Here is a 22,657-nt window from a genome sequence, read left to right on the forward strand (position 1 = left end):
CGGCCGGGCACGGGGCGCTGCCCCAGCCCGGCTGCTTTGGGCGGTTGCCCGAAGCCCTTAGGCGAAGTGCGCCTTCAGGTCTTCCAGGCCGCCGATCAGCGTGCCGTTGATGAACACCTGGGGCGCGGTGCCCTTGCCCGACACGGCGCCGATCACACGACCGCGCACCTTGTTTTCCAGCGGGATTTCGATCGGGGCGTAGCCCTTTTCGTCCAGCAGTGCCTTGGCTTCCACGCAGAACGGGCAGCCCGGCTTGGAGAACACGACCACCTGGTCAGGCTTCTTGGCCGTCGGTGCAACGTGCGCCAGCATGGTGTCGGCGTCCGACACTTCAAACGGGTCGCCTTCCTTTTCCGGTTCGATGAACATCTTTTGCACGACGCCGTCCTTGACCAGCATCGAATAGCGCCAGCTGCGCTTGCCGAAGCCCAGGTCGCTCTTGTCGACCAGCATGCCCATGCCTTCGGTGAAAGCTCCGTTGCCGTCAGGCAGCAAGGTGATGTTGGCCGATTCCTGGTCCTTGGCCCATTCGTTCATCACGAAGGTGTCGTTGACCGACACGCACACAATGCTGTCGACGCCGGCGTTGAAGAACGCGGGGGCCAGTTCGTTGTAGCGCGGCAAGTGGGTGGACGAGCAGGTCGGCGTGAAAGCGCCGGGAAGCGAGAAGACGACAACCGTCTTGTTCTTGAACAGATCGTCGGTCGTGACCTTCTTCCACGTGTTGTCCTCGCGGACGGGGAACGTTACGTTCGGGACACGTTGGCCTTCGCGGTTTTGCAGCATTCAAATCTCTCCTTGGGTAGCGGTAGCGGGGTTTGTTTAACCACCATGGAAAGAATGATAAATGCCGGCTATCAATTAATCAAATTTAATAAACTTAATTGATCGATAGTTTTCTGCAATCAGACATTGAGAATCGAAAAGCGGTTCCTATCATAACCGCCCTTCGTTGGCTCAGTGGCTTAGACCCGGGCAGGCTCGTAGCCGGCGTCGCGGATGGCGGCTTCTACCTTGTCGGCCTGGTCCGTGCCGGACACCGTGACGCGGTGCGTCGGCAGGTCGACGGTAACGGTGGCCCCAGGTGCCGCTTGCGTCACCGCGCCGGTGATCGTCTTGACGCAGTGGCCGCAGGTCATATCCGGGACTTGGAATTCGATGCTCATGGTGGTTCTCCGTAAAGTCAGGGGCGGCGCGCAACAGATTTCGCACGCCATGCTTCGCAGCTTAAACATTCCCATCATGGCAAGGTCAAGCGTAAAATCCGCCTTGACCTTCCCACCATGGGAAGGATGAAACTGCAAGCTCCCCTTCAATCAGAGAACAGCCATGAGCGTTGCCAGCCCCTCCTCCACTCAGTTGGAACTTGCCATTGAAGGCATGACGTGCGCGTCGTGCGTCAAACGCGTGGAAAAGGCCCTGACCCAGGTGCCCGGCGTGGCCCAGGCGCAGGTCAACCTGGCCACCGAGCGCGCGCTGGTGTCGTTTGATGCCAACGCCGCGCAGCCGCAGGCGTTGGTGGATGCCGTTGTGAAGATGGGCTACGAAGCCCGGCCCATCGCCGCGCAGGACGACCATGCCGAACGCCAATCGCAAGCGCGCGATGCCGAAGCCCAGCGCCTGCAACGAGCATTCACCGTGGCGCTGGTGCTGACGTTGCCCGTCTTCCTGCTGGAAATGGGATCGCACCTGATTCCCGCCATGCACCATTGGGTGCTGGGCACGATAGGCCAGCAAAATAGCTGGCTGTTGCAGTTTGCGTTGACGACCGCCGTGCTGGTCTGGCCCGGCCGTCACTTCTTCACCAAGGGCTTTACGGCGCTGTGGCGGCGGGCGCCCGAGATGAATTCGCTGGTGGCGTTGGGCGCCGGCGCCGCGTGGGGCTATTCCGTGGTGGCAACGTTCGCGCCCGGCTGGCTGCCCGAGTCGGCACGCAACGTTTATTTCGAAGCGGCGGCAGTCATCGTCACGCTGATTCTGCTGGGCCGCATGCTGGAAGCGCGCGCCAAGGGCAAGACCGGCGCGGCCATCAAGCGCTTGATCGGCTTGCAGCCGCGCACGGCGCGTGTCATGCGTGACGGGCAGGCCTTTGATGTCGAGATCGAAAAGGTCAAGACGGGCGACGTCGTCATAGTGCGCCCCGGCGAAAAGATCCCGCTGGACGGCGACATCATCGAAGGCAATTCGTATGTGGATGAGTCGATGCTGACGGGTGAGCCCGTCCCCGTCGAAAAGCAGCCAGGCATGCAAGCCACCGGCGGCACGTTGAACACGTCGGGCAGCTTCACGCTGCGCGTGACGCATACCGGCGCCGACACGATGCTGGCCCGCATCATCCGCATGGTTGAAGCCGCCCAGGGCGCGCGTCTGCCCATCCAGGCGTTGGTTGACCAGGTCACCGCGTGGTTCGTGCCGGCCGTGATGGCGGCCGCCCTGCTCACCTTCCTGACCTGGTTCTTCCTTGGCCCCACGCCCGCGCTGTCGCACGCGCTGGTTAATGCGGTGGCGGTGCTGATCATCGCCTGCCCCTGCGCGATGGGGCTGGCCACGCCCACGTCCATCATGGTGGGCACCGGGCGCGCGGCCGACATGGGCGTGCTGTTCCGCCAGGGCGACGCCTTGCAGACCCTGCGCGACGTCAACGTGGTGGCGTTTGACAAGACCGGCACGCTGACGCTGGGCAAGCCGACGCTGACCGAATTGACGCCGGCCGCGGGTTACACCGAACACGACGTCCTGCAATGGGTGGCGTCGGTGCAGGCGCGTTCCGAGCATCCCATCGCGCTGGCCATTGTGGCGGCCGCCAAGGATCGCAAGATGGCGCTGCTGCCCGCCGATGGCTTTGCCGCCATTACCGGAGCAGGCGTGGAAGCTGCCGTGGCGGGCCACAAGGTTTTGGCGGGCGCGGCGCGGCTGATGGCCGAACGCGGCGTGGATGTCAGCGTATTTGGCGCGCAGGCCGCCGATTGGGGCAACGAAGGCAAGACCCCGATCTACGTGGCGGTCGACGGCAAGGCCGCAGCCATGATGGCCGTGACCGACCCGATCAAGCCGTCCGCCGTGTCAGCCATTGCCGCGCTGCATGCGCAGGGCTTGAAGACCGCGATGATCACCGGCGACAACCGCTACACCGCGGCCGCCGTTGCGCGTCAATTGGGCATTGACGAGGTGCGCGCCGAAGTGCTGCCGGACGGCAAGGTGCAGGCGATTGAAACGCTGCGCGAAGGCGGCCGCAAGGTCGCCTTCGTGGGCGACGGCATCAACGACGCACCGGCCCTTGCCGCCGCCGATACCGGCATTGCCATCGGCACGGGCACGGACGTGGCCATCGAGGCGGCCTCGGTCGTGTTGATGGCCGACGACCTGCACGGCGTGCCCAACGCCATCGCGCTCAGCCGCGCCACGCTGGCCAATATCCGGCAGAACCTGTTCTGGGCGTTTGCGTACAACGCCGCGCTGATCCCGCTGGCTGCCGGCGCCTTGTACCCCGCCTTCGGCCTGTCGCTGTCGCCCATCTTTGCCGCCGGTGCCATGGCCCTGTCCAGCGTCTTCGTGCTGGGCAACGCGTTGCGCTTGAAAGCGTTCCGGCCGCGCACCGCTCACGTTTGATACCAGGAGCCTGACCATGAATATCGGCGAAGCCGCAAAAAGCTCGGGCATCTCGGCCAAGATGATCCGGTACTACGAAAGCATCGGGTTGATCGGGCCGGCGGTGCGCACGGATTCCGGCTACCGGGTCTACAGCGACCACGACCTGCACACGCTGCGCTTTGTGCGCCGCGCGCGTGACCTTGGCTTCTCTGTTGAGCAAATGAACGAGTTGCTGGCGCTATGGAAGGACCGCAGCCGCGCCAGCGCGGACGTCAAGCGCATTGCGCTGGAGCATGTGCAGGAGCTTGAGCGCAAGGCCGAAGCCCTGCACGACATGGCCGCCACGCTCAAGCATCTGGCGCAGAACTGCCACGGAGACGACCGGCCCGATTGCCCCATCCTGGAAACGCTGGGGCGCTCGCACTAGCAGCGCCGCCCCTACCCGCACTGGCGCCTATCAGTCTTTTACTGGCGCGACGGGTTCCGCGACGGTGTCGGCGTCGGCTTGCGCAACGTCGGCTTCGGAGGCTTGGCCGACAACGCCCGCTTCGGCAGCCTCGGCGGCAACGCGCGCGTGGTAGGCATCGGTTGCCGCTTGCTTGGCGGCCGCTTTTTCAGCGGCGGCAAGCGCCTTGGCCTCTTCTGCCGCGATGGCGTCGGCTTCGGCCTGGATGGCGCGCTGGCGTGCGCGTTCCTTGACTTCGGCCACGCCCTCGGCGTCTAACGATTCGAACACCGCAATCGATTCCACATGGCCCGTGTGCGGGAACATGTTGATGACGCCGGCGCTCTTCAATTCATAGCCCCCTTCGTGCACCAGAATGGCCGCGTCGCGCGCCAACGTGGCCGGGTTACAGGACACGTAGACGATGCGGCGCGGGCGCTCTTGCACGGACAATTCCGCCAGCGCCTGCGACACCGCGTGCGCGCCTTCGCGCGGCGGGTCGATCAGCATGCGGTCGAAATAGCCCAGGCTGCGCAGCCAGTGGGCGTCGACCTCGAACAGGTTCAAGGTGGCAAAGCTGGTGCGTTCGGCCAGGCCATGGCGCGCCGCCGCGTCAAATGCACGATCCGTCAGCGCCTTGCTGCCTTCCACGCCCACGGCTTCGCGGCCCTGGGTTGCCAGCGGCAAGGTGAAGTTGCCCAGGCCGCAGAACAGGTCGGCGACACGGTCGGTGGGCTGCACGTCCAGCAGCTTGAGCGCACGCGAGACCATCGCGCGGTTGATGGCGTGGTTGACCTGCGTGAAATCGGTGGGCCGATACGGCATGCGCAGCCCGAATTCGGGCATGGTGTACGACAGCGTGTCGGCATGCTCGCGCTCTAGCGGGTGCACCGTTTCCGGGCCCTTGGCCTGCAACCACCACTGCACGTCGTGCTTGGCGGCAAAGGCGCGCAGGATGGCGATATCGCCGTCGGTCAGGGGCAGCAGATGGCGCAGCACCAGGGCCGTCACGCCTTCACCCAACGACACCTCGATTTGCGGCATGCGGTCGGGCGCCGACATTGAGCCGATCATCTCGCGCAGCGGCAACAGCAGGTCGCTGACGTGGCGCGGCAGCACATGGCATTCGCGCATGTCGGCCACATAGCTGCTTTTACGTTCGTGAAAGCCCACCAGCACCCCGCCCTTCTTGGGCACGACGCGCACCGACAGGCGCGCGCGGTAGCGATAGCCCCAGGTGGGGCCTTGCAGCGGCGGCAGGATGAGCGCGGGGCGCAGCTTGCCGACGTGCCAGAAGGTATCTTCCAGCGACCGTTGCTTGATGGCCACTTGCGTGCTGGGTTCCAGATGCTGCATGGCGCAGCCGCCACAGACCCCGAAGTGCGGGCAGCGCGGCTGGACGCGTTGCGACGACGGGCGCATGACCTCGTCCACGCGGGCGATTTCGTAGGATGGCTTGCGGCGCAGCGTCACGGTGGTGACCCGTTCACCCGGCAGCGCGCCTTCCACGAACACGACTTTGCCGTCGCGGCGGGCGATTCCCCTGGCTTCCAGATCCAGGGACTCAATACTCAAAACGTCTGACATCTCACGCAGTCCAGAATTACACGCAACCCATGATTGTAGAAGGACTGCGCCCATTCCCGGAAATGGTCTTTGACGGGGCCGGAAGGCCGGGGCGGACGGCCCGGTGCACCAAGGTGCGCCGTCAAGCCGTCCGCGTGATGTCGGCGCAAGTCGATTGCCACCACAACGCCGTCATGGCGGCCAATGCTGCCGCGGCTCCCGCCAGCGGCAACACGGGCAGTCCTGCCCAGGCGATGGTCAGGCTGCCCAGCCCGCCGCCCACAGCGGTGCCCAGGTTGAAAGAGGCGATGTTCAAGCCCGCCGCCACCGCCGTGAACGCCGGCACGTAATGCTGGGCCTGTTTGAGCAGTCGCAGCGTCAGCACGGTCACGATGCAAAAGAACACCAAGCCCAGCCCCCCCGCCAGCGCCAGCACGGCCCAAGACGAGGCGCGGAACTGGAACAGGGCCAGCATGGTTGCCACCAGGGCCGCCAACGCCAGCATGGCGGCGCGGTCGGGGTCCATGCGGTCCGCGAGATACCCGCCCAGCAGATTGCCGCCGATGGAAAACAGGCCGAACAGCAGCATGGCCGTGCTAAGTTGCCGCACGCCGGCCCCGGTGACCTGCAACAGGTAGGGCGACACGTAGGTGAAAAAGCAGAACGTCGCCACGCTGACCAGCGCACCGACGCCGGCCGTCATCAACATGCGCGGGTGGGCAATGGCGCGCAAGCCTGCGGCCATGCCGGAGCCGGCTTGGGGTCGCGGCGGGACGCTGCCCCGTCGGCTTGGCCCCTGGCCTGCCAATTGCCCCGGCTGTGAGCCCGACTTTGAGCCCGACTGTGAGCCCGACTGTGCATCCGGCTGCGGCGCAGTCGACCGACCCGGCATGCAACACAGCAGCCCGCCCAGCCCCACCAAGGCCAACACACCAATCGCCAGGAACACCAGGCGCCAGGACCACAGGCTGCCCAGGAACGTGCCCAACGGCACGCCAAGCGCCAGCGCCACGGTCAGGCCGATCCACACGACGGCGACGGCGCGGCCCGCGCGTGCCGGCTCCACCAGCCGCGTCGCCGCATCGGACGCCACGGCCATGAAGACGCCATGCGCCAAGCCGACGGCGAAACGCACGCCCAGCAAGACGGGCAGCGTCGCTGACACGCTCATCAAGCCGCTGCCCACTGCCAATATCGCCATCGCGCAGGCCAGAATGCGGCGGTCTCGCCAGTGCGCCACCCACGCAGTCAGGAGCGGTGCGCCGATAGCAGCGCCAAAAGCGTAGGCCGCGATCGCCGTGCCCACCGCTTCAATGCGGGCGTGCAGGCTATCGGCCATCGCAGACACCAGGCCCGCGACAACAAACTCCGACAGGCCAAAAGCGAAGGTGCAAACAGAGAAGAGATAGACGGCGATGGGCATGAGGCTTCCGGGCTCGACAATGACAGTTGCCGAGCTTAGGGCGCCGCCTACTATTCGTAAAATATCTTATTCATGCACGAATAAGACTGTGTACGTCTTACCGATTTACTCGCGCTGCGCGTCTTGCGTCACTGAACGGACAACGTCCAGCAGGCGATCCCGCACTGGAGAATCCCGCGCGGGATTCCACGCCATCAACAGTTCTACCTGCAACAAGGCAGCCGGCGCATCGGCCGCCAGTGGCCGGAACACCACGTCGGCGCGTCCCGCCTGAGCAACCGATGTGGGCAGCAACGCCACCCCGAAGCCCGCCGCGACCAGCGCCGCCACAGTCTGCAACTGGCGCGCTTCCTGCGCCACCCGGGGAACAAAGCCGGCCGTCTGGCAAAGCTGGATCAACTGATCGTGAAATCCTTGGCCCAGCCGTCGGGGCGACGCCACAAAGTCCTCGTCTTTCAATGCAGCCAGCTCGACCACCGCGCGCGCTTGCAGGGGATGCCCGGCGGGCAAGGCCACTTGGATGGGTTCTTGCAGCAGCGATTCGAATCGCAGGCTGGGCGTCGTGGTACCGGGCGGCCGCATGAAGCCGATATCGGCGTGGCCGGCCTCAAGCGCCAGCACCTGCTCTTGCGTGGTGGCCTCTTGCAGCGTGAAGGCCACGGCGGGATGCGCGCCACGGAAGTCCCGCAACGCGCGCAATAACGCGGGATACGGCGCAATGTTGATGAACGTCAGCGTCAGGTGGCCGTCCATGCCTTGGGCGACGCGCCGCGTGTGGGCGACGCCGTCGTCCAGCGCGTCCAGAATGCTGCGTGCTGATTGCAGGAACGCCGCGCCGGCCGGGGTCAGCGCCACGCTGCGATTGGTACGTACAAACAGCGCCGCGCCGATCTCCGCTTCCAGCCGGCGGATAGCCTGACTGAGCGGCGGCTGCGCCATGTGCAGGCGCTGCGCCGCGCGATTGAAGTGCAGGGTTTCCGCCACGGCGACAAATTGCCGCAACAAACGGGTTTCGATCATCAAGACGCCCAGGATATTGTTCTGACGCCGTGAGTATATTTTTATCCTGGGCGCGGATCAGTCCAGCTCGGCGCGAGAAAACAGATCTTGAATCAGCTTTTTGTCTTCGCACGCAGCCTTGAACGCCAGGGCGAAGGCCTTAAGCGCTTCGCTATCGGACGAATAAGCGCAGAACGTATCGGCTTCCGGATCGAAATCGATCGACTCATCCAGGTCCGGCTGTTTCTCGGTCAGAAAAACGACCGCCAGCGAGGTCCAGTCGTAGCCCGTCCCCAGGAAACCCTCTACCCGTCTGCGGCGGAAAACTTCTTCCTTGTATTCCCCGACATTCAGGCTTACCGAGAAGTTGCCTTCGTATTCCATCCAGGAAAAAGGCTTGATTGCTTCTTCGAAATCGATAGTCACTGCGCTCAAAGCTCCTTGAATCGCCGGCCGCCAACAATAGCGGCCGGGCTGATGCGCGGAACGTGCCCGCCGCATCTTGTGCGCGCCCATTAGAGGCAATTATTGCGATGTGTGCAACGCGCGCGATTTTTGCCCCGACCTGGGGCGCGCGTGCCGGCCCGCCTGACAGCCCCGCTGCAACCGCTCAAAAGCGCGCAGGCCAATGATAAAAAAAGGGGGAATTGAAGGGGACTGCCCCATCAGGCAGTCTCCATCAATCCCCCCAAACGCCGGCGCCCATCAAAGCGCCGCCACGGATTACCGATCAGAACGTACGTGCCACCGAGAACACCGCACCCAGTCGGCCGGACGGGTGGCCGTACTTGGTGGGCAGCCAGTTGTCCTTGGTGGCGCCCACGGCCGCCAGCCCCAGCACCCAACCCTTGATGTCCTTGGTGACGCCCAGCTTGTAGTCCACGTAGTGGCCGATGGAATCGCCGTCCATGTTTGTTTGGTTCTTCAGCTTTTGATAGCCCAGGTGTCCCAGCAGGCCCCAGCCATCGCCCAGGTCGAACGTGGCCGTGCCGTCCAGGTACCACGTACCCTTGCTGTCGGGCGTGCTGAAAAAGTCGCTGGGCGTGTAGGAATACTTCAGCGAGTAGTTGCCGTAGGACGCGCCCAGGTAGAGATCGGTGTTGTTGTAATTGCCGCCCTTGGGCGAGCTGGAGCCGGGGTAGTAGTAATGCAGCACGCCGGCGTCCAGCGTGAAGCCGCCGCCCACGTCGCCCTTCCAGCCGCCGTAGAAATCCATTTCCAGGTTGCCGTCGGTAAACACGAAGTCGGAGACGTTGGAGTTCCAGTTGCCCAGGTAGAAGCCCGAACTATGGGTCAGGTCGATGCCAACTTGCACGGCGGGCCGAAAGTCGGTCTGGGAATAGCCGCGGAAGCGATAGTCGCTGGCGATGGTGGCGTTACCGCTAAGAGAAAAACCGCCTCCAAGATCGGTGGGTTCGGCCTGGGCCGTCGAGGCGAAACAAGCGGCAAGCGCAAAAGGCAAGGCTAGCAACGTCTTCTTCATGGTGCGGAGTCCTGATCGGATTTAACGAGGAGGAGGACGGCCGTTGGCGCATCCGTCTGGCCGGCTTTGCTGCGGTAGGTGCCGGCTCTATTCCCTTCAAGCAATGTCCATGCCAGGTTTCATTCGGGTGACAAACCGCTGGCTGCAAGCTGATAGACAGGCTGGTGCGCCCGCCCGGCGCGTCCTGCACCGCCCGTCATGGTTCAAGATGGCGCGGTGCGTGCACTACAAGCGGGCAAGCGCCGACATGCCAACGGCGCGCCATGCATCAAGTTGGGGCGCGGGACGTAGCGTCGAATTCAAGCAGAGCCGATCCTGGCAGAGTCGAATCCAAGCCCAATAAAAAACCCCGGCACGCCGCGTGGCGTGTCGGGGTTGGTCTTGCCCGCGTCCACCCCACAAAGGCGGCGGACGGGACTGGCTTAGTTAGCCGAGGGCGCGGGCGGCGGAGGAGCATCCGCACCGGCCGCAGGAGGCGGCGGCATACCCGGCTTGCCCTTGCCGTGGCGCCCTTCCATCTTGGCGTGACGTTCCTGCATCTTGGCTTCGCGGTCCTTGACCATCTTGGTCACCTGGCCGCGCTGCGTGTCGTTCAGGCTGTCCCACACCGCCAGCCATTGGTCACGCACCTGCTTGGCTTGCGGGCCGAACGCGTCGTGCGACTGCTCGGACTGCGCCGCCAGCGCGCGCGGGTCCAGCTTGCCGCTGTCCAGTTGCGACTTCAGCAGGTCGTGGCGCTTGGCGCCGGCGGCGCGCATCGCCTCGTGCAGGCTGCGCTGGCCGTCCTGCGCGGTCTTGAACAGCGCTTGTTGCTTGTCGTCCAACTTCAGCTGGTCGACCTGCGCCTTGGAAACCGGACCCAGGCCCGGAATGAACAATCCGTCGCGCATGCCCTTGTGGAACTCGCCACCACGCGGGCCTTGGTGATGCATGGCGGCCAGGCCACCGTCGGCCGGCGCCGGGGGTGCAGCCATGGCGGAGCCAGCCACCCAACCGCCCGTCGCGGCGACAAAAGCAAGAGCGGCCAAATTGGAGCGAATAGCGAATCGGGACATGTGTGTCTCCTGAAAGTGAAGAAAGCGAGGCCATTGTGCTGTCGGCCCGGTTTCAACGGGGTTTCGCCGTCGCGTTCCATGTTTCAGTCGATTGCGTGCGTGCCAGACGTGAAAACGGAGCCTTGGAAGGCCCCGTTCTGATCCTGATCCACCACGCCGAAGCTCGCCTCGGGGCGGCGCCGGGTGGCGTCAGGTAGCGTCCCACGCCGCCATGTATTCCTTCCAGTGCGGGGCGTCGCTGGCGGACAGCGTATCGCGCACCAGGGCGATCTCGGCGTCATACGCCGTGCGGTCCAGCTCGCCACGCAGGAAGCGAAAGCGGCAGTACACCAGCCAGGTGTTGACGACGTCGGTTTCGCAATAGGCGCGGACCTCGTCGGCGCGGCCGGTGTGCCATGCTTCCCAGACCTTGCTGCCGTCCATGCCCAGCTTGCCGGGAAAGCCGCACAGCTTGGCCAGGTCGTCCAGCGGCGCGTTGGCGCGGCCGTTGTACTTGGCCAGCACGTCCATCAAATCCAGATGCCGCGTGTGATAACGGGCAATGTAGTTGTTGAACTTGAAATCGCGGTCTTCTTCGCCCATGTCCCAATAGCGGGGCGCGGGCACGCCCAGGATCAGGCTGCGGTAGTGCAGCACGGGCAGGTCGAAGCCCGAGCCATTCCAGCTGATGAGCTTGGGCGTATAGCGTTCGATCGTCTTGAAGAAACCGGCCAGCAAGGCGGCTTCAGGGTCGTCCGCCTGGCCCAGCGTCTTGACGCGAAAGCCTTGGTCGTCGCGGAACACACAGCCCACCACCGCAACCTTGTGCAGATGCAGCGGCAGGAAATCGTGCCCGACGGCTTCGCGGCGCGCGGCCAGCGCGCGTTCCACCACTTCCAGGTCCGAGACCTCTTGGCCCCAGCCGTTGAGCTTGCGCAGCCCATCGGCATCGGGGATGGTTTCAAGGTCGAATACCAGGGTGGGCGTCATCGCGTGGGCAGGTACTGCATCGGGTCGACCGGCGTGCCTTGGCGACGGATTTCAAAGTGCAGGCGCGGCGACGTAGTGTCGCTTTGGCCAAGTTCGGCGATCTTGGCGCCGCGCTTGACGTTCTGGCCCGTCTTCACGAGCAGCGCGCGGTTGTGCGCGTAAGCGGTAATGAAGCCGTTCTGGTGTTCAACGATGATCAGGTTACCCAAGCCGCGCACGCCGTTGCCGCTGTACTTGACCAGGCCATCCGCCGCGGCGGTGATCGGGTCGCCCAGCGCGCCGGAAATGTCGATGCCCTTGCTGCTGGCGTTAAAGGTCTGCACGATGGCGCCGCTGGCCGGCCATGCCCAGTTGATGACGCTGGCGTCCGCCGCGCGCGGGGCGGGCTTGACGTCGACCGGCGCGGGCGCGGGCGTTGCATCGGGCGGCGGCGTGGTCGTCGTGGCAGCGGGGGTTTCCGGCTGGTCAAGCGGACGCGGTTGCGGCTTGACGCTGGCGATCGGTGCGGGCTGCGCGCCCGTACTGGAGCCGCCGGACATCTTCAGCACCTGGCCGACCGAGATCTGGTTGGGGTCGCTGAGGTTATTCCAGCGCTTGACGCTTTCGATATCCACGTTGTTGGCGCGGGCGATCTTGTAAAGCGTGTCGCCCGGCTTGACCACATAGCTGCCACCGGGCTGAGCCGTTGACGCTGGCTGTCCGGCGGTCATGTCGACCACCGGAGCGCGAGTTCCTTTTGATGCGCAGCCGGCCAAAATAGCCAGGCTGAGTGCCCCCACGATAAAGAGCGGGCGGCGCAGGCGCGTCATGGACGCGCCCATAGTCATATCGGTCAGTTGCGACTGCCCGTTGAGCATACGTTTCTCCTGTTTGCTCAAGATTGTATTCCGGCGCGTAGCGGCACAAAGCGCACGGCCTCTAATTCAGTGCGTTTCCAGCTGGCCGCGCCGGTGCGTTCGATCAGCACCAAGCGCTGGTTCGTGCCCCCTTCGGGAGCGATCAGGCGTCCGCCCGGCGCCAGCTGCGTAAGCAGCGCTTGCGGAATGGCCAGGCCAGCGGCAGCCACAACGATAGCATCGAACGGCGCCACGCCGGGCAGGCCCAGCGTGCCGTCGCCATAGATCAGGCGGATACGCGTAGTCAGCCGCAAGGCGCGTAAATGCTCGCGCGCAAGCTCGTAAAGGCCACGGATGCGTTCAATGGAATGGACCTCGCGCACGAACTGCGCGAGCACTGCCGCTTGATAGCCGCAACCCGCGCCCACTTCCAACACGCGGGTCGGCGCGCGGTCTTCGCAAGCCGCCGCGATCATGCGCGCGACCACCCACGGTTGCGAGATGGTTTGTGAATGGCCGATGGGCAACGCGGCGTCTTCGTATGCGCGGCTGGCCAGTGCTTCGTCGACAAACAGATGACGCGGCACGGCGGCCATGGCGTTCAAGACGCGCTCGTCGGTGATGCCCTGGCCCCGCAGGCGCTGCACCATCGCCTGGCGCAGCCGGTCCGAATTCAAGCCAAGATTGTTTCCCGCCGCAGGCGCCGGCGCCTGGGTCTGGCGGGGCAGCGTGGCGGCTGAAATACGGGTGTTGCTGTTGGTGGCCGTGACGCCGGGGCTGAGGCGACCCGAGTCGTAGCGGGCCGGGCTGGGCCGGCCGGGCACGGCCTGCGAGACATCGGGTTGGCTTACGCGTTTGCGCATAACGGCTCCGCCCAGGTTCTGATTTCGTCCAGCTGGCTGTGCTGGGTCAGGTCCAGCCGCAAGGGCGTGACCGATACCGTGCCCTGCTCCACCGCATGGAAATCGGTGCCGGGCGTGGCGTCGGCCGCCAAGCCGACCGGGCCGATCCAGTACACCGTGTCGCCATAAGGCGTGGTGGTGCGAACGACGGGCTGCGAGGGATGCCGCTTGCCCAAACGCGTAACCGCGAAGCCGTGCAGGTCTTCAAAGCGGCGGTTCGGGATATTCACATTTAGCAGCACGGGCGCGGCCAGCGGTTGGGCCAGATGGCGTTCCACCACCTGGCGGGCTGCGCGGGCGGCCGACTCGATGTGTTCCCAGCCCTTTTCGGCCAACGAAAACGCAATGGCGGGAATGCCGAACAGATAGCCTTCGCTAGCGGCGGCCACCGTGCCGGAATACAAGGTGTCGTCGCCCATGTTGGCGCCGTTGTTGATGCCGGACACGACCAGGTCGGGCCGGGTATCCATCAAGCCGGTCAGCGCCACGTGCACGCAATCGGACGGCGTGCCATTGACGGCGATGAAGCCGTTCGAGGCCGTGCGCACGGACAAGGGGCGGTTCAAGGTCAGGGAATTGGAAGCGCCGCTGTGGTTGGTCTCGGGCGCAACGACGGTGAGATCGCCCAGGCCTTGCAGCGCCGCTACCAGCGCTTCGAGCCCAGGGGCCGAATAACCATCATCGTTCGAAACCAGAATTCGCATTGTGCATCCGAAAGAAAATAAAACGCGGAAGGACGTGTCGGATTGTACCGTCCGCCGTCCCGCCCTGTATGACTGCGTGCAACCACGGGGCTTGGACGCCACGCTCGATAACCCGTAGCCAGGGGTGGCGCGCGGCGCGGTAGAATCCGCGCCATTACGACAACAACGGACTCCCTTTCCATGGCGATTACCGAACCCTCCCTGGCGTTCACCGCCGCGCTCATCCTGCTGGCTTACCTGATCGGCTCCGTGCCGTTCGCCGTGGTCGTCAGCAAGCTGATGGGGCTGCAGGACCCTCGCAGCTACGGGTCCAAGAACCCGGGCGCGACCAATGTGCTGCGTACCGGCAACAAGACGGCCGCCGCGCTGACCTTGCTGGGCGACGCGGCCAAGGGTTGGTTCGCCATCTGGCTGGCCGAAAGACTGGCCCCCGGCATCGCGCCGGCCGGTCTGGCGCTGGTGGCGCTGGCCGCTTTCGTGGGCCACCTGTATCCGGTTTTTCTCGGTTTCAAGGGCGGCAAGGGCGTGGCAACGGCGCTGGGTGTGCTGGTCGCGATCCAGCCCTGGCTGGCCGTGGCCACCGCCGCCACCTGGCTGATCGTTGCCGTGTTCTTCCGGTATTCGTCGCTGGCTTCGCTGGTGGCGGCATTCTTCGCGCCGGTCTACTACGTGTTCGGCTCGGGCCTGGCCTGGTACGCGCAGCCGGCCATGGGCGTGGCGCTGGCGGTGATCGGCGTGCTGCTGTTCTATCGTCACCGTGCCAACATCACGCGCCTGGTCCAGGGCACCGAAAGCAAGATCGGCGGCAAGAAAAAGCCCGGTTGATCAGGCAATATCGGCAAGATCCCAGCGGGGTTTGACCGTGAAGCTGTGCGCATCGGCGTCCAGTTTCACCAGCCCGGCCTTGACCCTTTCAGCCGCCGCGAAGGCGATCATCGCGCCGTTATCGGTGCACAGCTCCAAGGGCGGAAAATACGCCTGGGCCCGCAAGGGCTTGAGCGCCGCGGCCAATTTGGCCCGCAACAACTGATTGGCCCCCACGCCGCCGGCCACCACCAGACGGCGCAATCCCGTCTGCTTCAACGCCTTGATTGCCTTGGCGGCCAATACGTCCACGATCGCGCCTTGGGTAGCCGCCGCCAGGTCGGCCCGCGTCTGCTCATCCAGCCCGCCCGCCTTTTCCGCCGCCTTCACGCGGGTCAGCACGGCGGTTTTCAAACCGCTGAAACTGAAGTCCAGGTCACCGCTGTGCAACATGGGGCGCGGCAGGTCGAAACGGCTGGCATCGCCCTGCCCCGCCAGCTTTGCCAGCGCCGGGCCGCCGGGATAGCCCAGGCCCATCAGCTTGGCCGATTTGTCGAAGGCTTCGCCCGCGGCGTCGTCCAGCGTTTCGCCCAGCAGTTCGTAGCGTCCCACGCCGTCCACCCGCATCAGCTGCGTATGGCCGCCGGACACCAGCAACGCCACAAAAGGAAAGTCGGGGCGCGGGTCGGCCAACATGGGCGACAGCAGGTGGCCTTCCAGGTGATGGATGCCGATGGCCGGCAAATGCCGTGACCACGCGAAGGACTGCGCCACGCTGGCGCCTACCAGCAAGGCGCCGGCCAAGCCCGGCCCGGCCGTATAGGCCACCGCGCCGATATCCGACATTTGCAGGCCCGCGTCTTGCAGCACCTGGCGAGTCAAGGGAACCACGCGCCGGATATGGTCGCGCGAGGCAAGTTCGGGCACCACGCCACCATATTCCTGGTGCATGGCGATCTGGGTATGCAGCGCGTGCGCCAGCAGACCGCGTTCCGTACAGACGGCTGCGACACCGGTTTCGTCGCAGGAGCTTTCAAAGCCGAGGATAATCATGGCGGCAGAGTTTACAACTGATGCGAAAATACGCGAGTTTTGAAATGGTGCGGCACCTGTGGGGCGCCGCCTACAACAACCGACAAGCCTGCAAACACACTGGGGACTGGAATGCTGGAGAAGTTATTCAAGCTGCGTGAACACGGCACGAACGCGCGCACCGAGATCGTGGCCGGTCTGACGACGTTCCTGACGATGTCCTACATCATCTTCGTCAATCCGGACATCCTGTCGTCCACCGGCATGGACCGCGACGCTGTCTTCGTGGCCACCTGCCTGGCGGCCGCGCTGGGTTCGCTGGTGATGGCATTGATCGCCAACTGGCCGATCGGCATGGCGCCCGGCATGGGCCTGAACGCCTTCTTCGCGTTCACCGTCGTCAAGACCATGGGCTACACCTGGGAACAAGCGCTGGGCGCCGTGTTCATTTCGGGCGTGATCTTCTTGATCCTGACGATATCGGGCATCCGCGTCTGGCTGGTCAAAGGCATTCCGCATTCCCTGCGCAGCGCGATTGCGGCGGGCATCGGGCTGTTTTTGGCAATTATCGCGCTGTCCAGCGCCGGCATCGTGGTTGCCCACCCGGCCACCAAGGTTTCCCTGGGTAACTTGACCACCCACGGCCCGCTGTTCGCCATCCTGGGCTTTTTCATCATTGCGTCGCTGGATGCGTTGCGCGTGCGCGGCGCCATCCTGATCGGCATCATCGTGGTCACCGTGCTGTCGATGGCGCTGGGCTACAACGAATTCAAAGGCATCTTCTCGGCCCCGCCCAGCCTGGCACCCACCTTCCTGAAACTGGACGTCATGGGCGCGCTGCACAGCGGTTTCGTGCACGTAATCCTGGTGTTCGTGCTGGTTGAAGTGTTCGACGCCACCGGCACGCTGGTGGGCGTGGCCAAGCGCGCCGGGCTGGTCCCCGAAGGCCGGCCCAACCGCCTGGGCCGCGCTCTGTTCGCGGACAGCACCGCCATCGTCGCCGGCTCGGCCCTGGGCACCAGCAGCACCACGGCTTTCGTGGAAAGCGCATCGGGTGTGCAGGCCGGCGGCCGTACCGGCATGACCGCACTGGTCGTGGCGCTGCTGTTCCTGGCCGCCCTGTTCATCTCGCCGCTGGCCGGCGCCGTCCCCGCCTACGCCACCGCGCCCGCCCTGCTCTACGTGGCCGGCCTGATGATGCGCGAACTGATCGATATCGACTGGAACGAAGTCACCGAAGCCACCCCGGCCGCGCTGACCGCACTGGTCATGCCGTTCACGTACTCGATCGCCAACGGCATCGCCTTCGGCTTCATCAGCTATGTGGTCCTGAAAACCGCCACGGGCAAGGTCCGCGACGTGCACCCGGCCACGTGGCTGGTGGCCGTGCTGTTCGTGATCCGGTACGCGTTCTTTCCGGAATAGCCGGACCCACAAATGGCTTCAGTAAGCCGCCCGGCGACCGCCGCGGCGGCTTTTTTAATTGCCGCCTTGCGCGGCAGCAACTTCTCTGCGCATGCGGTCCGCCACCGCGTGTACCAACAGAACGGCCGCCAGCGCAGCCGCCACAACGTTGCCAATCAGCAAACCGTTAAAGACGGGACCAAGTTCCGCAGGATCAAACCAGCTTAGAGATAGGGGAACGCCCACCACAATCAACGAAAGGCGCAGCAACGGCGGGATCGCCCTCCAATCAAGCAACCTAAGCAACGTAATGAACAGCATCGCCAATCCATCAAATGCGACGATCCATATCGCAAGAAAGAAAATACTGAGCAATTGCGTGGAAATAGTCCCGAGATAAAGCCATGAAAGCAACGGGGACGCAACGTGTAGCCCCACACTGCTTATGGCGACATAAGCCAACCCGAACATCGCAAGCCCCTTCATATCCCCAAGAATGCTGGCCGAACGTTCGGACGCAGCGTTCCCCACGGCGCGTGTCATCCCTATGTAGATCACCGAGGCAATGTTCAGGAAATTGATTCCAATGGCGAGCAGCGCTACCAGCTGCTCGTGCCCCCGCGAATTGACATAAGCGAACAGCAACGACATGCCACCGGTGAATATCAGCCCGACCAGGGCCTCTGACCGCCCGTAGCTAAACAGGTTTTTCCATTCTGGGAGATCGAGATTCGGCCAGATCGCGATTCGATGCCGAACCAAACAGCCATGCACGACGAAGCCCAACAGGAGAGTTCTGACTAGCGTGGTCGCGCAGGCCACCGCCACAGCAGGTGAGGACCAGCCAAGATTGATCAGGAACACGTCAAGAATGACGTTTACAACCGCTGCCCCAGCGGTAAGCCTGAATACCCACCCAGCACCTCCTGATGCTTCAATTAGCGCGCAAAGCGCGATGTATATCGTCACGGGAATGATCCCGACAGCAAGCGCGTAATAACTGTCACGCGCATTTACCGAGACCTGCATGGCGACTCCCATTGCCATCGACATCAGGAAGAGCAGAGAACCGACCAGCAATGCATAGCCAACAACTGACCCTGCGATGGAGCTGGAAGACGACTTTTTCATGTTGAACGCAATATTCACCCCTACCGTGAGCCCGAGCCCAAGAACGATATAGACCTGGGAAAACTGCACTGCAAGCGCAAAGTCCGCGGTTTCTGCCAGAGAGAATCTGCCCAGAATCATTAAGTCCAGGGACACCATTGACAGAGCCACCAAACGGGACCCGGAAATAGTCAGGGATTGGCGGATCAGGGCCCAATAATTCACTCTTCCTCCCTCGGCGACCGACAGGGCGCGAAACTTAATGGACGTTAATCACGCGTGAAATCCACACGGATTAATCGGGAGAAAAATATCATGGAAAATCGACATGCGCCTACGCATGAAAAAAATCGTAATTATCCGAAAGGGTTTTCACGAATAGCTGCCATGTATTTACCTAGCTAATTTTCTATTGCCCGGGTTGGCTCCGGCCTAGCAAGCGAACCTTCCTGAGGCGCTAACCTCAACATCCAAAGGAATTACCATGAAGACAAAGAAAATTGTAGTCAAAGTGAACGATAAAGACGCAACTTGCGGTAGCTATAACAAGTAAATAAGGCGTTGAGTAGGCGGCCGACGACTGAAATCGTTGGCCGCCTTGCGAACAACTAGGGGACAGAATGAAAATTGCATGCAGCTACAATCCCAACTTCATTATCTCCGACGACCTGCTCCAACCTGACGTGGAGCTAATGGAAGTCGGGTTGACCGCATACCGCCGCGTATTTTCTCGTGAGAAGCAATTCAACCTGTCATACGAAAATGATATTTCTGTGCACATCTCTCGTTCCCCGATTACCGAAGCGCGATACGCTCAAGATATTTTTATAGAGGAAAAGCTGGCCCCTTTGTACGACGACGACCGAGTCATCAGCATTGGCTTCCATCTATGTGGGGAACGCCGCAACGACATCGGAAAACTAGGGTTTTCATCGCATTACAACGCGACGGATGTGGCGGAGCGTCAAGCGGTGGGGTTCATAACGTCCATCCGCAACGATTCAGGGAAAAAAGTGTGGATAGAAAACGCTAATTTTTATTCAAAGTCCGCACGGGAGATTTTCAAGACATGGAAGAGCATAGCTGCAATTACCGATGAGAGCGACGCCGGACTAATTATCGACCTCAGCCATCTAATCATTGATTCTCACAACGCAAGGATACCCGCCGAGGCTGCAATCGGATTGATACCGTGGGACAAAGTAGTGGAAGTGCATCTATCCGGAATTATCACCGGGAAAGATGGAGCTATGCATGATAGCCACGGAACGCCGGTGGCTTCTGCCGCTTGGAAACTTCTCGAAGAACTATTATCCAGCCGCCTGATCTCTGAGGCCACCTACGCGAATATCGAACACAGCGATGAAGAATGGGAGCACAGCGTCGCGAGATACAAAGCGGACTTCGACAATTTAAGACGCATCCAAACCGCGACCGGCCCCGAGAAAGAGGTTATCGACCACAGCACGAGATATGCGGAAAATTATCTCAAGAAGATTCTGAAAAGCACGATTTCAAATTGGCCGGAAATTGTGGAGGAAGACGGTAGATCTGAAACCCAGCTATTGAGCGACTGGCTGACCTATATAGACAAGCAAGAAAAACGTATCTCCTTGTCTGAAGAAGAGCTGGACAGTGAAATGAAAAAGTCGTCCGTCTATTTCATAGACTCATTTTCCGATTTCGTAAATTTAAAGACAAAATGAAAGTCGGAATAAACTGGACTGGCACTCGCGACCTACCGGCTGTGAGGCAGATGATTGCCCGGGGCGAGGTGGATTTTGTCGAAATAATGATAGACAATTTTTTGTCATGCAGCGCAGGGTCCCTAGCGTCAGTACTGGCCGGAACGCCATGCGCATTTCACATCATGAATTCCAGGTTTCTTCATCAGGATGAAGATGTCCTTACGCAAATTGCCGAAAAAATAAACTATTTTCGGGGCGCTCTCAGCCCGATTTATATATCCGACCACCTCGGTAAGTTCTTTTATGACGGTCAATACTTTCCGCAAATGGTGGAGGTGGACTATTCACGTGACCTAGACAACTGTTCGGAGAAGTTGGCACGCTGGCAAAGAACACTCGGAGCAGACATATTTATCGAGAACTATCCTTCCATCATTCCTCAGTCGCACAAACAGGCGGAATTTTTCAAACAGCTAATAGAGCGTTCATCATGCAACGTTCTATTCGACATTTCCAATGCGACTATCGCAGAAATGAACGTCGGTGAGAGCATTGTGGAGTGGAAACCAATCACTACGAATACCTCGCACTTTCACCTTGGCGGCTATGCCGAGACCACACTTATTCCCCATTTTCTCGTGGACACCCACGACTGCAATATTGACCCGGATAGCATCCAGCGTGCCAAAGCAATCTTGGCTGACCGTACGGAAATCACTATATGCGTTGAAAGGGATTCCAATTTCGACGTCGAAAACTGGGTTTGCGAGATTGAACGTGTTCGGAACCTGCAACTATGATTTCAAGAGCCTATGGTGCCATCGTCGATCCAGCTCGTCAGCCTATGAATCTCTCCGGGGTGGCCCTGTCGTACGTTTCGCTCGTGAAGGATGCAATGCGTGATCATATTTTGGCGGCCGCGCCGATCGCAGCGCAGTTCTGTAATCTCGACGATGTCTCGACCCTCGACGATTTTATTTCCTGGAGCTTCAAGTCCAGAGCGAGCTTAGACTGGAGGACTGGCATCTCCCTGTTGAGCTATATATCGAAAGATCAATGTCCATCTCAACCTTTGGTCAGTCAGCTCATGTCCTACGCAGTGTCGCAATGGACCTTCACGGATCGCACGTCCGACGTGTGCATCGCAGCGTGGACGAACCTCTCTCCGGGAAGGATCTTCGTGGCGACAAAGGCTACTGTGGCCTACGAAGAAAGGGATGTTTTCTACTATGATCTCCAGGCCCATTCGAGTTTAGTCACGGAAATGTCGTACCTCGCCTTTCCTCAGATGGCGCAATTGGAGCGCCACTTCGGCATTTGAACTTGCCGATGGGGCGTACGCGGAGCCCCACGCCAACCAGCGTTGCGTTGGCGACCAATACAACCCGCCCGGCCGCAAGGTTGCTGCCTGCTTCGGTTGAATTCGTCGATACACTCCCCATGTATCTCGTATGGAGTTCACCTTGCGCCCTACCCGCTTTGTCCCCGTGTTGCCGTCCTGTCGTGCCGTTGCCTTGAACCAGGAGACGTCCGCATGAGCGCCCTTGCCCGCATCCCGCTTTCGGTCCTGGATTTGGCCCCGATAGTTCAGGGCCGCGATGCCGCGGACGCGTTTCGCAACACCGTGGCGGTGGCCCAGCACGTTGAGAAGCTGGGCTACAACCGCTTCTGGCTGGCCGAGCACCACAACATCAACGGCATCGCTTCCAGCGCGACGGCCGTGCTGATCGGCCATGTGGCCGGACACACGAGCACGCTGCGGGTTGGCTCCGGCGGCATCATGTTGCCCAACCACGCGCCCTTGATCATTGCCGAGCAGTTCGGCACCCTTGAAACGCTTTACCCCGGCCGCATCGACCTGGGCCTGGGCCGCGCGCCCGGTAGCGATGGCGCCACGCAGCACGCGCTGCGCCGTGGCCCCCGCAGCGGCCTGGAATTTCCGGCGCTGGTGGAAGAATTGCGCGGTTTCCTGGCGGCTTCCCGCCCTGGGCAGCCCGTGCGCGCCATTCCCGGCGAAGGGCTGGACATTCCGATCTGGCTGCTGGGTTCCAGCGATTTCAGCGCCCGCCTGGCTGCCGAGCTCGGCCTGCCGTTTTCGTTTGCGGGGCATTTCTCGCCCGAAGGCATGGCGGCCATGCGCCTGTACCGGCACCTGTTCAAGCCGTCGGCCACGCTGTCGCGTCCTTACGCGATGATCGGCGTGCCGGTCGTGGCGGCTGAAACCGATGAAGCCGCCCGGCGCCAGGCGACCACGCAGCAGCTTAAATTCCTGTCTTTGGTACGCGGCCATCGCCTGCAATTGCAGCCGCCGGTCGACAACATGGATGGTTTGTGGAACGAATGGGAGCGTGAAGCGGTCAATCAAAGATTGGGCGCTTCCATCGTGGGCGGGCCGGACACCGTCAAGCGGCGGCTGGAGGCCCTGGTGGCCGAAACCGAAGCCGACGAGGTCATGATCGTGTCCGACTTCTTCGATATCGCGGATCGCCTGCGCTCTTTCGAGATCGTCGCGTCGTTGAAGAACGATGCCGGCGTCTCTACAAAAACCGCGGTCTAAGCACCGCTGACTGCGCTCTCCACAGCGCCAACCATTGCGACGCTGCCATCGCCGGCTCTACTATTACGCCAGAGCGCGTAGCACATAAA

At 62.3% G+C, this 22,657-nt stretch carries 23 protein-coding genes; 9 read left to right on the top strand and 14 right to left on the bottom strand.

The features are described 5' to 3' along the window. Nucleotides 1–57: 57 nt before the first annotated feature. Entirely contained in the window at nt 58–786 is a 729-nt protein-coding gene (locus AC0Z35_RS09095) for a glutathione peroxidase (RefSeq protein ID WP_046804978.1), read from the bottom strand. 179 nt (nt 787–965) lie between these two features. Continuing rightward, nucleotides 966–1,166: a heavy-metal-associated domain-containing protein gene (locus AC0Z35_RS09100; protein WP_120155402.1), complete on the bottom strand. Its 201-nt coding sequence runs from the start codon at nt 1,164–1,166 to the stop codon at nt 966–968. Between the two features lie 163 nt (nt 1,167–1,329). Between AC0Z35_RS09100 and AC0Z35_RS09105 the strand changes: the two genes are divergently transcribed. Both AC0Z35_RS09105 and cueR read left to right on the top strand, forming a co-directional pair. Then, nucleotides 1,330–3,609: a heavy metal translocating P-type ATPase gene (locus tag AC0Z35_RS09105; RefSeq protein ID WP_485131805.1), complete on the top strand. Its 2,280-nt coding sequence runs from the start codon at nt 1,330–1,332 to the stop codon at nt 3,607–3,609. A 16-nt stretch (nt 3,610–3,625) separates the two neighbouring features. Further along, on the top strand, nt 3,626–4,018 hold the full coding sequence (gene cueR / locus AC0Z35_RS09110; protein WP_046804981.1) for a Cu(I)-responsive transcriptional regulator: 393 nt from the start codon (nt 3,626–3,628) through the stop codon (nt 4,016–4,018). 30 nt (nt 4,019–4,048) lie between these two features. On the opposite strand, the gene rlmD is transcribed toward cueR, so the two are convergent. The 10 genes from rlmD to surE form a co-directional block, all read right to left on the bottom strand. After that, nucleotides 4,049–5,623: a 23S rRNA (uracil(1939)-C(5))-methyltransferase RlmD gene (rlmD, locus tag AC0Z35_RS09115; protein ID WP_046804982.1), complete on the bottom strand. Its 1,575-nt coding sequence runs from the start codon at nt 5,621–5,623 to the stop codon at nt 4,049–4,051. Between the two features lie 121 nt (nt 5,624–5,744). After that, nucleotides 5,745–7,025, bottom strand: coding sequence for an MFS transporter (locus tag AC0Z35_RS09120; protein WP_485131806.1), 1,281 nt, complete (start codon nt 7,023–7,025; stop codon nt 5,745–5,747). A gap of 105 nt (nt 7,026–7,130) precedes the next feature. After that, entirely contained in the window at nt 7,131–8,045 is a 915-nt protein-coding gene (locus AC0Z35_RS09125; RefSeq protein ID WP_485131807.1) for a LysR substrate-binding domain-containing protein, read from the bottom strand. Between the two features lie 57 nt (nt 8,046–8,102). Continuing rightward, nucleotides 8,103–8,540 carry an Imm51 family immunity protein gene (locus AC0Z35_RS09130; RefSeq protein WP_223264833.1) on the bottom strand — a complete coding sequence of 146 codons (438 nt, stop codon included), beginning with the start codon at nt 8,538–8,540 and terminating at the stop codon, nt 8,103–8,105. Between the two features lie 214 nt (nt 8,541–8,754). Beyond that, nucleotides 8,755–9,507, bottom strand: coding sequence for a TorF family putative porin (locus AC0Z35_RS09135; protein WP_104143884.1), 753 nt, complete (start codon nt 9,505–9,507; stop codon nt 8,755–8,757). 422 nt (nt 9,508–9,929) lie between these two features. After that, entirely contained in the window at nt 9,930–10,562 is a 633-nt protein-coding gene (locus AC0Z35_RS09140) for a hypothetical protein (protein WP_485131808.1), read from the bottom strand. A 189-nt stretch (nt 10,563–10,751) separates the two neighbouring features. Continuing rightward, nucleotides 10,752–11,531, bottom strand: a complete 780-nt coding sequence (locus AC0Z35_RS09145; protein WP_046804987.1) for a 3'-5' exonuclease — start codon at nt 11,529–11,531, stop codon at nt 10,752–10,754. Further along, nucleotides 11,528–12,388: a peptidoglycan DD-metalloendopeptidase family protein gene (locus AC0Z35_RS09150; protein ID WP_046804988.1), complete on the bottom strand. Its 861-nt coding sequence runs from the start codon at nt 12,386–12,388 to the stop codon at nt 11,528–11,530. The genes AC0Z35_RS09145 and AC0Z35_RS09150 overlap by 4 nt, the downstream gene beginning before the upstream one ends. Nucleotides 12,389–12,405: 17 nt before the next feature. Then, nucleotides 12,406–13,230 (bottom strand): protein-L-isoaspartate(D-aspartate) O-methyltransferase, encoded by an 825-nt coding sequence (locus tag AC0Z35_RS09155; protein ID WP_046804989.1) that lies wholly within the window; start codon nt 13,228–13,230, stop codon nt 12,406–12,408. Then, nucleotides 13,215–13,973 carry a 5'/3'-nucleotidase SurE gene (gene surE, locus AC0Z35_RS09160; protein WP_046804990.1) on the bottom strand — a complete coding sequence of 253 codons (759 nt, stop codon included), beginning with the start codon at nt 13,971–13,973 and terminating at the stop codon, nt 13,215–13,217. Before surE ends, AC0Z35_RS09155 begins: the two co-directional genes overlap by 16 nt. A 180-nt stretch (nt 13,974–14,153) precedes the next feature. Here surE and plsY point away from each other — a divergent pair, with 180 nt between their 5' ends. Continuing rightward, entirely contained in the window at nt 14,154–14,798 is a 645-nt protein-coding gene (plsY, locus tag AC0Z35_RS09165; RefSeq protein WP_046804991.1) for a glycerol-3-phosphate 1-O-acyltransferase PlsY, read from the top strand. On the opposite strand, the gene tsaD is transcribed toward plsY, so the two are convergent. Continuing rightward, a complete protein-coding gene (gene tsaD, locus AC0Z35_RS09170; RefSeq protein WP_046804992.1) occupies nt 14,799–15,830 on the bottom strand; it encodes a tRNA (adenosine(37)-N6)-threonylcarbamoyltransferase complex transferase subunit TsaD in 1,032 nt (343 codons plus the stop codon). 111 nt (nt 15,831–15,941) lie between these two features. On the opposite strand from tsaD, the gene AC0Z35_RS09175 reads away from it, so the two are divergent. Further along, nucleotides 15,942–17,234: an NCS2 family permease gene (locus AC0Z35_RS09175; protein ID WP_046804993.1), complete on the top strand. Its 1,293-nt coding sequence runs from the start codon at nt 15,942–15,944 to the stop codon at nt 17,232–17,234. Between the two features lie 54 nt (nt 17,235–17,288). On the opposite strand, the gene AC0Z35_RS09180 is transcribed toward AC0Z35_RS09175, so the two are convergent. Then, entirely contained in the window at nt 17,289–18,482 is a 1,194-nt protein-coding gene (locus AC0Z35_RS09180; protein WP_485131809.1) for a hypothetical protein, read from the bottom strand. Nucleotides 18,483–18,807: 325 nt separating this feature from the next. Here AC0Z35_RS09180 and movA point away from each other — a divergent pair, with 325 nt between their 5' ends. From movA to AC0Z35_RS09205, 5 genes are all read left to right on the top strand, one after another. Then, complete coding sequence (movA, locus tag AC0Z35_RS09185; protein WP_485132126.1) at nt 18,808–18,876, top strand: methanobactin-like peptide MovA; 69 nt, start codon at nt 18,808–18,810, stop codon at nt 18,874–18,876. Nucleotides 18,877–18,943: 67 nt separating this feature from the next. After that, a complete protein-coding gene (locus AC0Z35_RS09190) occupies nt 18,944–20,029 on the top strand; it encodes a multinuclear nonheme iron-dependent oxidase (RefSeq protein ID WP_485131810.1) in 1,086 nt (361 codons plus the stop codon). 50 nt (nt 20,030–20,079) lie between these two features. After that, nucleotides 20,080–20,811, top strand: coding sequence for a multinuclear nonheme iron-dependent oxidase (locus AC0Z35_RS09195; RefSeq protein WP_485132127.1), 732 nt, complete (start codon nt 20,080–20,082; stop codon nt 20,809–20,811). Further along, the gene (locus tag AC0Z35_RS09200) at nt 20,808–21,332 is read left to right on the top strand and encodes a hypothetical protein (RefSeq protein WP_485131811.1); all 525 of its coding nucleotides are present in this window, start codon (nt 20,808–20,810) and stop codon (nt 21,330–21,332) included. The genes AC0Z35_RS09195 and AC0Z35_RS09200 overlap by 4 nt, the downstream gene beginning before the upstream one ends. 213 nt (nt 21,333–21,545) lie before the next feature. Then, on the top strand, nt 21,546–22,568 hold the full coding sequence (locus tag AC0Z35_RS09205; protein WP_485131812.1) for an LLM class flavin-dependent oxidoreductase: 1,023 nt from the start codon (nt 21,546–21,548) through the stop codon (nt 22,566–22,568). Nucleotides 22,569–22,657 lie beyond the last annotated feature (89 nt).

This window comes from Achromobacter sp. 1L-A-4-B-C2 (genome assembly GCF_057291955.1).

Coding starts and splice junctions, on each gene's coding strand:
- cueR (WP_046804981.1), top strand. CDS start 3,626: ATGAATATCGGCGAAGCCGCAAAAAGCTCGGGCATCTCGGCCAAGATG.
- surE (WP_046804990.1), bottom strand. CDS start 13,973: ATGCGAATTCTGGTTTCGAACGATGATGGTTATTCGGCCCCTGGGCTC.
- rlmD (WP_046804982.1), bottom strand. CDS start 5,623: ATGTCAGACGTTTTGAGTATTGAGTCCCTGGATCTGGAAGCCAGGGGA.
- AC0Z35_RS09205 (WP_485131812.1), top strand. CDS start 21,546: ATGAGCGCCCTTGCCCGCATCCCGCTTTCGGTCCTGGATTTGGCCCCG.
- AC0Z35_RS09140 (WP_485131808.1), bottom strand. CDS start 10,562: ATGTCCCGATTCGCTATTCGCTCCAATTTGGCCGCTCTTGCTTTTGTC.
- AC0Z35_RS09120 (WP_485131806.1), bottom strand. CDS start 7,025: ATGCCCATCGCCGTCTATCTCTTCTCTGTTTGCACCTTCGCTTTTGGC.
- AC0Z35_RS09175 (WP_046804993.1), top strand. CDS start 15,942: ATGCTGGAGAAGTTATTCAAGCTGCGTGAACACGGCACGAACGCGCGC.
- AC0Z35_RS09095 (WP_046804978.1), bottom strand. CDS start 786: ATGCTGCAAAACCGCGAAGGCCAACGTGTCCCGAACGTAACGTTCCCC.
- AC0Z35_RS09180 (WP_485131809.1), bottom strand. CDS start 18,482: ATGGTGTCCCTGGACTTAATGATTCTGGGCAGATTCTCTCTGGCAGAA.
- plsY (WP_046804991.1), top strand. CDS start 14,154: ATGGCGATTACCGAACCCTCCCTGGCGTTCACCGCCGCGCTCATCCTG.
- AC0Z35_RS09145 (WP_046804987.1), bottom strand. CDS start 11,531: ATGACGCCCACCCTGGTATTCGACCTTGAAACCATCCCCGATGCCGAT.
- AC0Z35_RS09130 (WP_223264833.1), bottom strand. CDS start 8,540: ATGGGCGCGCACAAGATGCGGCGGGCACGTTCCGCGCATCAGCCCGGC.
- AC0Z35_RS09195 (WP_485132127.1), top strand. CDS start 20,080: ATGATTGCCCGGGGCGAGGTGGATTTTGTCGAAATAATGATAGACAAT.
- AC0Z35_RS09100 (WP_120155402.1), bottom strand. CDS start 1,166: ATGAGCATCGAATTCCAAGTCCCGGATATGACCTGCGGCCACTGCGTC.
- AC0Z35_RS09105 (WP_485131805.1), top strand. CDS start 1,330: ATGAGCGTTGCCAGCCCCTCCTCCACTCAGTTGGAACTTGCCATTGAA.
- AC0Z35_RS09135 (WP_104143884.1), bottom strand. CDS start 9,507: ATGAAGAAGACGTTGCTAGCCTTGCCTTTTGCGCTTGCCGCTTGTTTC.
- AC0Z35_RS09190 (WP_485131810.1), top strand. CDS start 18,944: ATGAAAATTGCATGCAGCTACAATCCCAACTTCATTATCTCCGACGAC.
- AC0Z35_RS09125 (WP_485131807.1), bottom strand. CDS start 8,045: ATGATCGAAACCCGTTTGTTGCGGCAATTTGTCGCCGTGGCGGAAACC.
- AC0Z35_RS09150 (WP_046804988.1), bottom strand. CDS start 12,388: ATGCTCAACGGGCAGTCGCAACTGACCGATATGACTATGGGCGCGTCC.
- tsaD (WP_046804992.1), bottom strand. CDS start 15,830: ATGATTATCCTCGGCTTTGAAAGCTCCTGCGACGAAACCGGTGTCGCA.
- AC0Z35_RS09155 (WP_046804989.1), bottom strand. CDS start 13,230: ATGCGCAAACGCGTAAGCCAACCCGATGTCTCGCAGGCCGTGCCCGGC.
- AC0Z35_RS09200 (WP_485131811.1), top strand. CDS start 20,808: ATGATTTCAAGAGCCTATGGTGCCATCGTCGATCCAGCTCGTCAGCCT.